The following is a 14,317-nucleotide window of genomic DNA, read 5'->3' as shown; positions in this document are numbered from 1 at the left end:
CTTCACACCATACCCGCTGTCTCCCCACCCGGACTCGCTGTGATGTGCAACACTAGGGGGTATGACTGAATCCTTGAATACCGAATTGCTCAACGTCGAAGCCCGCGGCACCACGGGCATCATCACGCTCAACCGGCCGAAGGCGCTGAACTCGCTCAACGGCGAGATGATTCACGGCATCTACACGGCGCTGCGCGCGTGGGAGGCAAACGACGCGATCACGCAGGTGATCGTCCGCTCGAGTTCCAAGCACTTCTGCTCGGGCGGCGACGTGAAGTACGCGCGCGAGGGCGTCCTCGCCGGAAAGACCGAGGAGATCAGCGCGTTCTTCGCCGAGGAATACGAGATGAACAACTACATTGCCAACTACCCCAAGCCGTATATCGCGCTGGTCTCCGGCGTGGACATGGGCGGCGGCATGGGGATCTCGGCGCTCGGCTCGCACCTGGTGGTGCACAAGGACGCGTTCGCCTCCATGCCGGAGATGAACATCGGTTACATCACGGACGTGGGCCAATCCTGGAAGCTGCAGCACCTGCCGGCCCGCCCGTCGCTCGCGCTCGGGAAGTTCCTTGGGCTGACCGGCTACCGCATGACTGCGGACGACATGCTCGCGCTCGGCCTGGCCTCGCACAAGGTGGAATCTTTTGAAGGGCTTGTAGAAAAGCTTATCGACGAAGGCGTCACCGCCCTCGACGCCCTCGCCCTCCCCGCCGGCGAGAGCGGGCTTGCCCGGTGGTACGAGCAGATCGAGGAGGTCTTCGCCGGATCGTGGGCCGAGATTGAGGGGCGCCTCGACGCCGCCGGCGAGTTCGGCGCCAAGGTCCGCGAACTTACCGCGCAGGCCTCGCCCTCCGCGCTCGTCGCCGCGGCCGAGCTTTTTCACGCTAACGCCAACCAAGACCTCGCCGGCTCCCTGGACAACGAGCGCGTCCTCGGCGAGCTGATGCGCGGAGAGCCGGACTTTGTGGAGGGTGTGCGCGCGGTGCTGGTGGACAAGGATCAGGCGCCGTCGTTCGCGCCCCAGCCGTCGCCGGAGAAGTACAGGGAGGTGCTGAAGTAGGGGAGGTTAAATCAGAAACGTCTCCACTGCGCGGACGATCGAGTCCCACAGGCCGATGACCGAGTAGCTCAGGTCGTCGAGGGAGGCCTGCCACGATACGGGGAGGATCTCCGTCGTCGGGGTGAAAAGGGCGTCGCGAAGGTCCTGCGCGCCGGAATGCATGTTGTAGTTCAGCTGCGAGCTCAAATCCATGGCAGACATGCTACGCCGAAGTAGCGGTGTTGGCACCGCAGGAACTCCCTCTCTGAGCGAAAGTACGAACCGGGGTGTGCGCGGAAACTGGCACCGAACCAATCAAAGGTGTGATGTGTGCGCCGGGGAATGTCTAGGTGACACGCGGTTTTCTTTAGGGCGAACTCTCGTCATCGCGCGCGGCCGGGCGCGCTAATATAGGGGTGCATGTGGGTCTTCGGAATGCCCCCGAACCGAACATGATTCGTACACCAACGACCGTATTTGAGGACTACAGTGACACAATCAACTACCCCCGCCGCTGACTGGAACCACAAGCTCACTCTCGCGCAGGAGATGCTCCCGCTGATCAGCCAGCTGCACCGCGAGCACAACGCGGTCACGTCTATCTACGGCCGCCTGCTCCTGGGGGCCACGGACATCGATATCATCAAGGCGCACCGCTACGCGCGCCGCATCGTCGAGCGCGAACTGCCACTGGATGACACGCTGCCCATCCTGAAGGAACTGGTCAAGATGGACCTGGGTACCGCGTCGATCGACCTGGGCCGCCTGGCAAAAAACTACTCCCGCACGGATGGCAAGGATCTGCGCGAGTTCCTGGAAGAGGAGCTCGCCGAGGTCGTCGGGACCTCCTCTGAGCTGCAGGCTCGCGACGTTGTCCTGTACGGCTTCGGGCGCATCGGTCGCCTGCTCGCCCGCATCCTCATTTCCCGCGAGGCTGCCTACGGCGGCGTGCGTCTGCGAGCCGTAGTGGTGCGCAAGAAGGGCGAGGACGACATTGTGAAGCGCGCGTCCTTGCTGCGCCGCGACTCTGTCCACGGCGCGTTCGACGGCACGATCACCGTGGATAAGGAAAAGGAAATCATCTGGGCGAACGGCACCCCGATCCAGATGATCTACGCCAACGATCCGGCTGAGGTGGACTACACCGCCTACGGCATCAATGACGCGATCGTGGTGGACAACACCGGCGCGTGGCGTAACCGCGAGGGGCTGTCCAAGCACCTCGAGTCCAAGGGCGTGGACCGCGTCCTGCTCACCGCGCCGGGCAAGGGGGACATCCCGAACATTGTCTACGGCATCAACGAGGGCATGATTGGCGACGAAAAGGTGCTGTCCGCCGCGTCCTGCACCACGAACGGCATTACGCCGGTGCTCAAGGTGATCAATGACCGCTACGGGGTCAAGCACGGCCACGTCGAGACCGTGCACGCGTACACGAACGATCAGAACCTGGCGGACAACTTCCACAAGGGCGACCGCCGCGGCCGCGCAGCTGGTCTCAACATGGTGCTCACCGAGACGGGTGCTGCCAAGGCCGTGTCCAAGGCACTGCCGGAGTTCGAGGGCAAGCTGACGGGCAACGCCATCCGCGTGCCCACCCCGGATGTGTCGATGGCGGTGCTCAACCTGGATCTGGAGACCGAGGTGGAGAAGGAGGAGGTCAACAACTTCCTGCGTCGCGTGTCCACGGACTCTAACTTGCGCCAGCAGATCGACTACATCCAGTCGCCCGAGGTCGTCTCGACGGACCTGCTGGGCACGACGCACGCCTCCGTGGTGGACGGCCTGGCCACGATCGCCTCCGGCAATCACCTGGTGCTCTACGTCTGGTACGACAACGAGTACGGCTACTCCCACCAGGTGGTGCGCGTGGTGGAGGAGATCGCGGGTGTGCGCCCGAAGATCTACCCGGAGCGCAAGGCTCCGGAGAGCATCAAGTAACTATGGGCATGCGCCGTAAGCTCGCCGCCGTTGCCAGCGTGTTCGCGCTGGCCGGCTGCGGTGCGCACGGCACCGAAATGGGGTTGCAGGACGCCGCGCTCGCCGGAGACTTCACCGTCGCGGATGTGGCGGGGCCGGGAGTGGAGCGGGCGTACGTATTCTGCCCGTACACGGACAAGGCCGAAGCGCAGCGCCTCGGCTTCAACCCAGACGACGTGCCCGGCATTGACGGCGATGTCCAGGCTTGGGAGACCGCCTCCGGCATCGGCGTGATCGCAGACGGCCGCGCAAATATCGAGTGGTTCGACCCGCGCAACGTTGATGCCTGTGGTCCGGGTGTGGACCCTTACCAGGACATTGATCCTTCGGCGAGAGTGCGGACAGCGACGGAATCCCGCGAATACGCGGGCGGGGAGACCGCCGAGGTTACCGTCCTGCGTTTCGAATAACCTCGTCGTAGTAATCGACCACCTGCTCTGAGGAAGCTCGCCACGTCCAGCGCTGCGCTTCCGCCCGGGCTGCGGTGGAAAGCTGGGTGCGCAATGCGTCGTCTTGGAGCACGCGCACAATTTCATCGGCCCACGTGGTTTCCGGCGCATCTGGATCCACAAGGATGCCAGTTTCGCCGTCGTCAATGACAAAGGGCAGGCCGCCGGCGTTGGCAGCCACGACCGGAAGGCCCGACGCGAAGGATTCAAGTGCGGCGAAGCCAAGCGTTTCGGTGGTGGAGGGGAACAACAAAACATCGCCGGAAGCGTAGGCGGCAGCGAGCTCGGCCCCCGAGAGGTAGCCGGTGAAGACGGCCCAGTCGGGGGCGCTGGAACGTACCTCGTCGTAAAGCGGGCCCTCGCCTACGAACGCGATACGCGCACCAGGGACGCGCTTGCGGACTTCCTCCATGATGGGGAAGCAGCGCTCGACGGATTTTTCCGCGGAGATACGGCCGACGAACATCACGAGCGGGCCGCCGCCCAGGTGCTCGCGCATCGACACTGAACGAGCCTCTGGTGTAAAGCGTTCTGTGTCGACGGCCTTCGGCCACAGGCGAACGTTGGGGATGCGATACTCAGCAGCTTTGTCCATCATCGGACCAGATGTGACCAGATTGATTTCTGCACGGCCGTGGAACGTGCGAAGGCCCCACTTCGCAATGGGTTTGACCCACGGAATGCCCAGCTTGACGCAGTATTCCGGCACATCGGTGTGGAAAGACGCGATGACAGGGAAGAGGCGCGAAATGACCAATGTTGACCACCCCGCGGTCCAAATTGGGTTGACCGCATGCACGATGTCGGGATTGAACTCGCGGAGGCGACGGATCGCCTTCGGCCCGAGCATGCCGTGTTTGACCTCCGGGTAAACCTTCAGTGCCCGCGAGGGGATAGGCACGACCTCGAATCCCGCATACTCCGTGGGAGGGTTGCCCGGGGCGAAGACGATGACTTCGTGCCCCATCTCTGCCAGCTGGTCGAGATGGCGGGTGATGCGTGTGACTACTCCGTCGATTTTGGGCAGGAAGACCTCGCTGATAATCGCGATGCGCATGCGGTTACTGCTCGCCGGTCGGCACACCCGCGGCCTGCTTGGCCGTCCACAGGGAGCGCGCCGGAATCTTCGAGCGGTCCGCCCGGTCGGCATACTTGCGCGCGACGTCTTCCACCTCTGTGAGCAGGCCGTCCGCCAGCTTGGTGGGCTCGAGCCCGAGCCCGATAAAGGTGTCGTTCTTCACATGCAGCTCGTTCTCGGCGGATTCCTTGCGCGGGTTCGGCACCATCTGCACCTCGGCGCCCGAAAGCTTTGCGACGAGCTGCGCCAGGTCCCGCACGCGGTGCGTCTCCGTCATCTGGTTGAAGATCTTCACGCGGTCGCCCTTGGCAGGCGGGTTCTCCAGGGCGATCTGGATGCACTTGCACATGTCCTGGATGTGGATGAAGGCGCGCGTCTGCCCGCCGGTGCCGTGGACGGTGAGCGGGTAGCCCACGGCGGCCTGCATGAGGAAACGGTTGAGCACGGTGCCGTAGTCGCCGTCGTAGTCGAAGCGGTTGATGAGGCGCTCGTCGCGCTGCGTCTGCGCGGTGTGGGTGCCCCAGATGATGCCCTGGTGGAGGTCGGTGATGCGCAGCTCGTCGTTCTTGGCGTAGAAGGCGAAGATGTTCTGATCCAGCACCTTGGTCATGTGGTAGATCGACCCCGGGTTGGTGGGGTAGAGGATCTCCTGTTCCACGGTGGTGCCGTCCTCGGTGTCCACCTTGATGTCCAGGTAGCCCTCCGGGATCTCCATCCCGGCGGTGCCGTAGCCGTAGACGCCCATGGTGCCCAGGTGGACGACGTGCACGTCCAGCCCGGATTCCACGATGGCCACGAGCAGGTCGTGCGTCGCGTTGACGTTGTTATCCACCGTGTATCGCTTCGCCCGCGGCGTCTTCATGGAGTACGGCGCGGCGCGCTGCTCGGCGTAGTGAATCACTGCGTCCGGCTGGAACTCCCGGATAAAGGCGAGCAGCCCCTCGTAGTCCTGCGCGACGTCGAGATGGCGGAAGCCGATCGTGTGCCCGGAGATTTCGTTCCACGCCTGCAGGCGCTCCTCAATGGAAGCGATCGGGGTCAGGGAGGTCACGCCCAGTTCCTCGTCGATGGCGCGGCGTGACAGATTGTCCACAATCACCACGTCGTGGCCGAGGTCGGAGAGGTGCAACGAGGCCGGCCAGCCACAGAATCCATCCCCACCAAGAACCGCAATCTTCACTTCCGAACAACCTTTCCGTCAACACATGCAAAAGCTTGTCGACGCTGAGCGCGCCGACACCTCCGGTTCACGATACCCAGCACGCGCCTCCTTTGCTGAGTAAAACGACTCCGCTCGCGCGGAATTTGGCCCGCGTTCCGCAAACGTGCAGTTTAGGCATATCTGTAGTTAAATTAATGGAGTTACCTGTGTTGCCCTCAAGGAAAGTCTGGGAATTGATATGGTGCGGGGTTTTCGGAGCCGTAATTTCGCCGTAGCCACAGTCGTTGCTTGTCTCGCGTCCGGTGTCGTCGCCGTGCCGCCCACCTTGCTCCCGGTCGCGCACGCGGCCGACGTGCTTGATGAGGCAGCCGGGTTTGCGCTCTACGCCACGACGGATGATCAAAGCATCAACGCGCGACGGAGCTGGGGTGGGTTCTTCAAACTCGAGGATGGCGACTATGAGTCGAAATCGGTCCGGTCCGTGCGCATGTACTTCCTGCCTGACCGGGAAGCGAACCCGAACTACCCAACGCCAACGGGCCGCTATTCCAACGTGGATCGGTTCTTCCCCGCAGAGGAGAAATATCAGGTTCAGCTGAAGACGAACGGAAAGGTCACCGAGGACTTCGGCGCGCTGACGGGCTACGGGTTCGAGGACGCCCGCGGCTACAAATGGCTGGACATTACCCTGCCCAAGACAGTGACCATCGGCCAAGCGGAGGCGCTGTTCATCAGCAACGCCGCTGGCGCGGACACGTTGCCCTGGCGCGCATACAACTCATCCGTCGGCGCCCGCGGGTTTGCAGAGCCGCTCGATGCGCAGCCCGCCACCATCCACAGCAAGGTGGTGCGCGCCGACTCCACCGAGCCGGCCGAGGGCGTCGAGGTCTCGCTTGTTGGCGCCGACGGCAAACCCCTCCAAACCCAAACCACCAACGCGGACGGTACCGTCACTTTCGTCGACGTGGAACCAGGCCGAACCTACACCATCAAGTCGGGCACGCTGGACGGGTACTTCGCCGAGCAGCCAGTCTCCCTCACCGTGGCGAGCGGCCAGGAATACACCCCGACCCCGATCGAGCTGACGCCCATCGGCGTGACGGGTCGCGTGATCGACGATCACCAGAATCCCGTCAAGGGCGTCCCCGTCTCCATCGGCGAGTTGGAAACCACCACGGACGCCAACGGAACGTTTACCCTCACCCACGTGCCGGAGGGGGAACAAAAAATCCGTGTCGGAGCCTCGACGCGCACGCTGCCTAAAAGCAGAGGCGTGAGGGTCGAGCCCACCGAGCACAACCGGGCGGGGGACATCCCTGTCGCTGCGAAACCGGGCACGATTACCGGCACCGTGGTCGATTCCTCCGGCACCCCCGTCGCCGGGGTAAAAGTACGCACCGGCCAGCATGAAACCGTCACGGATCGACACGGGAGGTTCCAGTTCCCTGACCTCAAACCGGGCCCGTACAACATCTCCGTGTCCGCGACAGAAACGATCGAGGGCGGCGTGCACCAGGGGGTGACCGTCGCTCCGGGCGAGACGGCGTCTGCGGACGTTCAGGTCAATCTGCTGCCCGGCGCGCTGTCCGGGGTGGTCGTCTCGGACCGCAATACCCCGATCGCCGGAGCCATGGTGAAGGTGCACCCTGAGGACGACCCGGCCCGGGCAGTTGCCGCCACCACAGACAGCGAGGGATTGTTCGTGGCCGCGGGCCTTGTCCCGGGTACGTACATCGTCGACGTGGTTGCGGATGGTTATACAGCGAGCACTACGAGCGTAGTGGTTTCGCCCAATGAGACTGAGGCGCTCGAGGTCAAGCTCACACCAACGCCAACGCCAACGCCCAAGCCAGCTCCCACGACGAAGAAGACCACACCGAAGACCACCACAAAGCCCAAGCCAGCTCCCACGACGAAGAAGCCCGCACCCAAGCCAACTCCCACCACGAAGAAGCCCGCGCCAAAACCCGCACCCAAGCCGACCCCCACCACGAAGAAGCCCAAACCCAAACCCACGCTCGCACCGGTTGAGAACTTCGGCTGGGGCGACATCGAGGTCCGCCCGGGCGAGATCGAGATCGCAAACCCCCAAAAGTCCGCCGGCAGAGGCGTCACCTTCGTCGTGGATGGGGTTACCCGCCAAGACGGGCAGCCGCTTCTCGACGCCACCTGGATCACCGTCGACCAGAACGGCACCGTCGCAGCAGCCCCGCAGGCAAATGTCGCCCCGGGGAAGTACACGGCGGAGATCCGCAACTCCACCGGAGGGCACAACGTTGTGACCATCACGGTCGGGAAGCCGCAGTCTGAGGCTGCGCTGTACGACGTGTCCTACGAACCGCGCACCGTCCGCGCGGGGGAGCGGGCCAGCAGCCCGAAGCCGGCCGCGACCCGCACGATCACCCCGGAGAAGTACGGCTGGCAGCCGTTGCCGGCGGGCACCGGGTACCGCATCATTGAAAACCCGAACGCGACCGTCGCCAGCGACGGCCGCGTGGAGCTGAAGGTGCCGAAGGACGCGAAACCCGGCAGCACCATCAAGGTGAAAGTCGCCATCACCTTCCCCGATGGGTCGGAGGACGAAGCGATCGTGCCGTTTGAAATCGTCGAGTCCCCGATCGCGGACCGCCTCGCACCGAGCTACGAGGCCGGAGTCCTGGTCGGGCCCGGGCAGCACACGATGATCACCGCGCATACCTCCAAGGGCGTGCCGGACGGTACTGAGTACGCGCTCGACGAGGACGCTGGACTTGGCGGGTGGGTCGTTGGCGTGAACGAGCGCACCGGCGCGCTCGACGTCACCGCCCCGTCTGCCGACGCCAAGCCGGTCAAGGTCCCGGTGAAGGTCCGCTTCCCGGACGGGTCGGAGCGCACCATCACCGCGAGGATCGGCGTGGCTACCGCATCGGCGCCGAAGCGGGGCACCACGCTGACCTACCCAGCAACAGTCTCCAAGACCGGCAACTCGGTGACCGCGGAGCCAAAGGGCTCCGTCCCCGAGGGCACCGTCTTCGTCCTCATGGACGACGCAGGCATGCGCGTCGACGTTGACCAGCGCACCGGCAAGGTCCGCGCCGATGTTCCCGCGAACGCGCCCGCCAACGCCACGTACACCGTCCGCGTTCGCGCCCAGTACCCGGACGGCACTACCGCGCTGCTCCCACTCAAGGTCACCACCGATTCGCAAGCACGCCGTGACAGCAAGGACAGCAAGGACAGCAAGGGCACCGCGACCGCGCCGAAGGGGACCACCTTCGGTCTCTCTGAGAAGTTCAACGAGCCGGGGTGGTACGTGAGCGTCGATAAGCGCACCGGCAAGCTCTCGGTCGACGTGGACGACACCGTCACCAAGAAGAAGTCGGTGCAAGTTCCAGTGGTGGTCTCGTACCCGGACGGTTCGCAGCGGATCAAGAATGTCGAGGCCAACGCCCCGGCCCTGCAGACCGTGACCCCCACCCCGCAGGACGCGCCGTCGGGCGCATCGTCTGGGTACAGCTGGGTGCCCATCGTCCTCGGCCTCCTCGCCGCGATTGGCGGGGTGGGCTACGCCGCGTTCGTTAACCAAGACCACATTCGTCGGATGCTCTCACAGTTCGGGATCCGGATCTAAGAGGTGAATACCATGCATGCTTCCCTGAAAACCGTTGCCATCGCCCTGTGCGCGTCCCTCACGCTCGGAGGCGTCGCCGTCCCGCAGGCCTCCGCCGCCACGGAGCAGCGAGAAATCTCCGTGCGTGTCCACGGCGAGACCCCCAACGCAGAGCAGGGGCGGATCGACGGCGAGGTCCGCAAGGACTCCCGCGCCCGGCTCGCCTACGTCCACCCCGCGGCCGCGGTGGGTATTCACGAGTTCACCGTGTACTCAAGCATCTGGATCGATGGAAAGAACCTCGCACCCAACTGGGGCGCGTCAACCGACGTGCGCAAGGACGGCGGGGCGGACGTGATCACCTACACCTACACGGACGCCCGCTCGGACGTCGAGATCACGCGCACCTTCCGTATCTACGGGAACCGCATCGACGTCGACGTACGGGCGCACAACGCGGGCAAGCAGCGCCGCCAGGTAGACATCGAGCTGGCCAACGAGCTGCAGAACCCCTACCAGGTGAGCGCCCGCGAGACGAAGGCGGACACCTACAAGGTGGGGCCGGAGTCCGAGGGGTACGACACCACCGTGTCCTTTACAGACCCGAACTTTTCCGGCACCCGCGAGCAGCTGACGCAGGAGCAGAGCAAGGGGATCGGCGAAGGGACGCCGAAGCTCCAGGCCGGCGAGTGGATCGAGGTGCTGGATCCTGGCGAATCGGTGGAGGCGCGGGCGTCGGTAAGCGTGGCGGCGCAAGAGTCCGCGATTGACACGGACGGCGACGGGCTGCGCGACGAGTGGGAGCTCAAAGGCCTGAAGCTGGAGGACGGGACCGAACTGCCGATTCAGAAGTGGGGCGCCGATCCCGAGCGCCCGGACCTGTTCCTGCAGCTCAACTGGATGCAGGCAGAGTGGGAGACCCTGAACTGCGCGCGCAAGGATGACTTCGCGCCGACGGTGAAGGAATTCGAGCAATTCGCCGGTTGCGCGACCGCCAACGTTAACTCGTACCGCCCTTCCACCTCGACCCTCCGCGACCTGGAGGACGTCTTTGCCAAAGAGGGCATCGCGCTGCACATCGACGCGGGCGAGACCTACCAGAGCGCCTCGCTCGCGGGCTACGAGGAGCCCCACGGCGGGAAGACCGAGCGCTTTGAGCAGTACTACTTCCAGGACAAGTCGCAAGCTCAGCGCCTGCTCGACGAGCGCAATCGCCTGCTTGGGCCCCGCAAGGCCGTGTTCCGCCTTGGCATCATCGGCGACAAGATGGCGGAGGGGAACCGTTCCTCCGGCGTCGCGCTCGTCCGCGATTCCGCCTTCTACATTGCGGACCACAAGGACATGACCACGCAGGAGCAGCTGCGCAACACGATCTTCCACGAGTTCGGACACACGCTGGGCCTGGGGCACTCAGGGCCCGAGGTGCCCGACAACCCGCTCTCGGGGGACGTGTACGTGCCGGAGTACAAGTCCGTGATGAACTACCTGTACCAGTTCAGCTACTTCGACTACGCCAAGGAACCGACCGACGCGAGGGTAAACGCCTGTGTCAAGGGCGGCGGGTGCGGTGAGCAGTCCGTCACCATCCCCGCTGACTGGTCCAACCTGGACCTGCCCGGCTTCAACATCGGCCAGGGAAATGTGACGACGGGCTCCGGGCAGCTTGACGACGACGACCAGTCCGAAAAAACTCCCCGCAAGCTGGCAGAAAACGCCGCCGTTGCCAACGTGGGCAAGGCCGGCTTCCAGATGGACACCACTGCAAGCGGCGACAACGGCATCGTGACCGCCAGCGAAGAGAACTTTGCTACGGGCACCATCAGCAACCTTGGTGCCGACGCGGAGCGGTTCACGCTGGTGGCCAACTACCCGGGCGGGCAGCGCTACACCGAGGAGATCACGCTCGCCGGGATCAAGGACAAGCGCTCGGAGCGCGAGGTGAGGATTCCGATCCGCAACGCGAACAGCATCAGTGGCCCGACCCTGCCGGTCAACGTGCAGATTTTCAACCACTCGGGCGAGAGCGTCTTCACCGACCGCTACGAGCTCTCGGTGCTGGACTACACCGCTGAGGAGGCGGAGCGCGTGCTCAACGACGTGCTCAAGTCCGACGCCTCGCCGCAGGTGAAGCGGATGGCCAAAACCAAGCTGGACGGCGTGACCGATCGCGCCCCGGCGGCGGCCACGAAACTGAACACGAAGAAGCCGTCGGAGAAGCAGGCGGAGAAGCCGACCCGGCAGCAGGAGGAGCCCGTTTCTGCCGTCGCGATCGTGGTCGCCGTGCTGCTTGCGCTCGGCGGAATTGCCGCTGCAGGAGCAGGGTGGGCGCTGAGCCAGGGGCTGATCTAGCGCCAAGTGTGCTAAAAATCACTAAAAAAGGTGCGCTTGCCTCGCGTTGCACTGCGAGGCAAGCGCATTATTGACAGGCGTCGAATTGTCTATATCTGTCCCGGCTAAGGTATTCACCTGGCCTAAGAGGATGCCTAAGCCGAACCTTAATGAAGAAACGTTGACTTCCGCCAGTTAACGGCCGGATGCCGGCTCAATTCTGAGAAAAGGATTCCGATTGTGTGAATCAGCCTCACGGCTTCTCATCTGATAGGACACTCCCTGGTGAATAATATGCACATCTAGGATTGTTCAACAAGCTGCGAACGCTTCCGAACATCTGATATACCGGTGTCTATGAATTGGCGATTGGTCGCGGTTTTGGGGCAAGGGGAAGTTGTTAATCTGCGGTTTTGGGGTAGCTTAAGCAGTTGACACCAGAACTGAAATGATAAGCATTGGCTCATGTATCGACCGTGAATAGTTTTCATGCATCGGCGCATACATGGTCAGGGTAAGAACGTTGAGGAGCAGCCGCATGAGGAAGCTGGCATCACGCTGCATCGCAGTCGCGCTCGGTGCAGCGCTCGTCGTGGGCGGGCAGCCCGCGGTCGCCGGTGCCGTCGAGGCAAAAGTGGACGCTTCCCGCCTGACGCAGTTCTCCCACCACGACGAGGACTCCGTTGCGGGTACCCAGTCGAACACGCTGTACACCGACATCCTTGTCAACGGCGCCCGCATTATGGCGCCGGACAACGCGCCGGTCACCACGAAGGATGAGCGGGGCGCGCAGGTGACCACTGCTCAGTACGCAGACGCCGCGAAGGGAGTGCAAATCGAGCGGGTCGTGCGCACCACCGACACCGAGATGACGGTTGAGGTCACCGCCACGAACCAGGGTTCCGAGGACGCCTACTTCCAGCTGGATCTGACCAATTCCATCAACACCAACCGCACGCTCACCGGCAGTTTCGACGGCGAACGCTTCACCGTCGGCCCGGATTACGGCGGCTACGACACGTTGGTGGAGTTTGCAGACCCCGGGTTCTCCGGCGTGGCAAACAGCTTCAATGCGACCACCGCGACCGACGAGGTCGGCTACGTCGACCCCGACGGCGCACAGTTCCAGCGTGGCCGCTGGTTCCGCTCGGTTGACCCCGGCGACCAGCTCACGGCGAAGGCAACGATCACCTTTGATACGCAGGACTCCGCCGTAGACAGCGATCAGGACGGCCTGCCCGACCAGTGGGAGGAACAGGGCGTCACGCTTGACGACGGCACCCAGCTCCCCCTCAACGAATGGGGCGCAGACCCGCACCGCCCCGATGTCTTCCTGCAGCTGAACTGGATGGAATCCGAGTACGAAAAACTCGGCTGCCTGAACACGCCGGACGCCGAGCAGTGCGACACCGCGAACACCCGGACCTACCGCCCGCCCCGCCACATCCTGGATGAGCTGGCGGACAAGTTTGATGAGCACGGCGTTTCCCTGCACATCGACGCTGGCGAGACCTACTCCAACATCCCGAACTACGACACCCGCCACGGTGGACAGACCGAGGGATACGAGCGGTACTACTTCAGTAACTCCATCCCCGGCCTGCGCATGGTGGACAACGTCAACCGCCTGCTGGGCCAGCGTGCCTCCGTCTTCCACGTCGGCGTGATCGGTGACCAGATGAACCCGAGCAACTACTCGGTTGGCACCTCCCTCGTGGGCGATAATGGTTTTTACGTGGCCAAGCACGAGCGCATGACCGAAGACAGCCAGTTGCGCAACACGATCATGCACGAGCTGGGCCACAACCTGGGCCTCAACCACAACGGCTCGTTGAAGTTTGAGGGCAAGGTGCCAAAATCTGACTACCTGCCCAACTACAAGTCCGTGATGAACTACCTGTACCAGTTCTCCTATTTCGACTACTCGGACGTGGAGGCCGTGTCCGGCGGCCCGCTCCCGGAGGAGTGCAACCGCTCGGGCGTGAACTGCTACCGCGGCGACTACCGCGTCCCCGCGGACTGGGACAACTTGCTCATTAACTCCCTGCGCCTCGGCGGCCACGTCGGTACCGCGGGCGTTGACGCGCGCAAGGTCGACACGGCCGCGCTCAAGAAGCTGGACAAGGAGATGGAGCGCGCCGACGCGAGCGGTGACCGCGTCGACGTCGAGGTCACCGACGAGGGCGACCTGACCAGCGGCAAGCGCGGCGAGGTGACGCTCAAGCTCACGAACCCGGGCCTGGACCTGCACCGCTACGAGGTCGCCGTCGGCGGCACCACCCAGCGTGTGGTGCTCGGCGGCGTCCGCTCCGGCAAGAACTCGACGACCATCACTGTGCCCGTGACGCCCACGGAGCCGGGGGCATTGCCTCTCGACGTCCACGCGACCGATGAGCTCGGCAACACCACCTTCGATGACCGCTTCGCCGTCCCGGTTGCCGAGGACCCAAACGCCGACTCGACGCCCATGGGCGGGGCCGTGAAGTCGACCCCGGCGATCGCGCAGGTGCACAACGAGACCACGCCGACCACCAAAGCAACACCGACCACGAAGGCAACGCCAGCCCCCAAGGCAACGCCCAAGCCGGAAAGCGGCAGCAGCTCGGCGGCCATCGTCGTGCCGCTGCTCCTCCTGCTGGCCATTGCAGGTGGCGCAGCGGCGGCGTGGGCGAGCGGCCTGATTTAAACT

At 64.0% G+C, this 14,317-nt stretch carries 9 protein-coding genes; 6 read left to right on the top strand and 3 right to left on the bottom strand.

Annotation, left to right across the window (positions count from 1 at the left end; all coding sequences use genetic code 11):
- Positions 1 to 61 precede the first annotated feature (61 nt).
- The gene (locus CKJ82_RS08010; RefSeq protein WP_095537705.1) at positions 62 to 1,063 is read left to right on the top strand and encodes a 3-hydroxyisobutyryl-CoA hydrolase; all 1,002 of its coding nucleotides are present in this window, start codon (positions 62 to 64) and stop codon (positions 1,061 to 1,063) included.
- Between the two features lie 6 nt (positions 1,064 to 1,069).
- Here CKJ82_RS08010 and CKJ82_RS08005 read toward each other — a convergent pair whose 3' ends face one another.
- Positions 1,070 to 1,255: a hypothetical protein gene (locus CKJ82_RS08005; protein ID WP_095276937.1), complete on the bottom strand. Its 186-nt coding sequence runs from the start codon at positions 1,253 to 1,255 to the stop codon at positions 1,070 to 1,072.
- A gap of 276 nt (positions 1,256 to 1,531) precedes the next feature.
- On the opposite strand from CKJ82_RS08005, the gene CKJ82_RS08000 reads away from it, so the two are divergent.
- Both CKJ82_RS08000 and CKJ82_RS07995 read left to right on the top strand, forming a co-directional pair.
- Complete coding sequence (locus CKJ82_RS08000) at positions 1,532 to 2,983, top strand: glyceraldehyde-3-phosphate dehydrogenase (RefSeq protein WP_095537704.1); 1,452 nt, start codon at positions 1,532 to 1,534, stop codon at positions 2,981 to 2,983.
- An 8-nt stretch (positions 2,984 to 2,991) separates the two neighbouring features.
- On the top strand, positions 2,992 to 3,432 hold the full coding sequence (locus CKJ82_RS07995; RefSeq protein WP_095553213.1) for a hypothetical protein: 441 nt from the start codon (positions 2,992 to 2,994) through the stop codon (positions 3,430 to 3,432).
- Here CKJ82_RS07995 and CKJ82_RS07990 read toward each other — a convergent pair.
- Together CKJ82_RS07990 and CKJ82_RS07985 are read right to left on the bottom strand one after the other, a co-directional pair.
- Entirely contained in the window at positions 3,410 to 4,528 is a 1,119-nt protein-coding gene (locus tag CKJ82_RS07990) for a glycosyltransferase family 4 protein (RefSeq protein ID WP_095537702.1), read from the bottom strand. The genes CKJ82_RS07995 and CKJ82_RS07990 overlap by 23 nt on opposite strands.
- Positions 4,529 to 4,532: 4 nt before the next feature.
- Positions 4,533 to 5,729 carry an NAD-dependent epimerase/dehydratase family protein gene (locus tag CKJ82_RS07985; RefSeq protein ID WP_095537701.1) on the bottom strand — a complete coding sequence of 399 codons (1,197 nt, stop codon included), beginning with the start codon at positions 5,727 to 5,729 and terminating at the stop codon, positions 4,533 to 4,535.
- A gap of 295 nt (positions 5,730 to 6,024) precedes the next feature.
- Here CKJ82_RS07985 and CKJ82_RS07980 point away from each other — a divergent pair, with 295 nt between their 5' ends.
- The 3 genes from CKJ82_RS07980 (at position 6,025) to CKJ82_RS07970 (ending at position 14,314) form a co-directional block, all read left to right on the top strand.
- Positions 6,025 to 9,321, top strand: a complete 3,297-nt coding sequence (locus CKJ82_RS07980) for a Rib/alpha-like domain-containing protein (RefSeq protein ID WP_165765409.1) — start codon at positions 6,025 to 6,027, stop codon at positions 9,319 to 9,321.
- Between the two features lie 12 nt (positions 9,322 to 9,333).
- A complete protein-coding gene (locus CKJ82_RS07975; RefSeq protein WP_095537699.1) occupies positions 9,334 to 11,649 on the top strand; it encodes a hypothetical protein in 2,316 nt (771 codons plus the stop codon).
- Between the two features lie 517 nt (positions 11,650 to 12,166).
- Positions 12,167 to 14,314, top strand: a complete 2,148-nt coding sequence (locus CKJ82_RS07970; protein ID WP_095537698.1) for a hypothetical protein — start codon at positions 12,167 to 12,169, stop codon at positions 14,312 to 14,314.
- Positions 14,315 to 14,317 lie beyond the last annotated feature (3 nt).

This window comes from Corynebacterium gottingense (assembly GCF_002285125.1).
Lineage (GTDB): Bacteria > Actinomycetota > Actinomycetes > Mycobacteriales > Mycobacteriaceae > Corynebacterium > Corynebacterium gottingense.
Note: the sequence above shows the minus strand (reverse complement) of the source record. Positions and strands in the feature narration are given on the sequence as shown.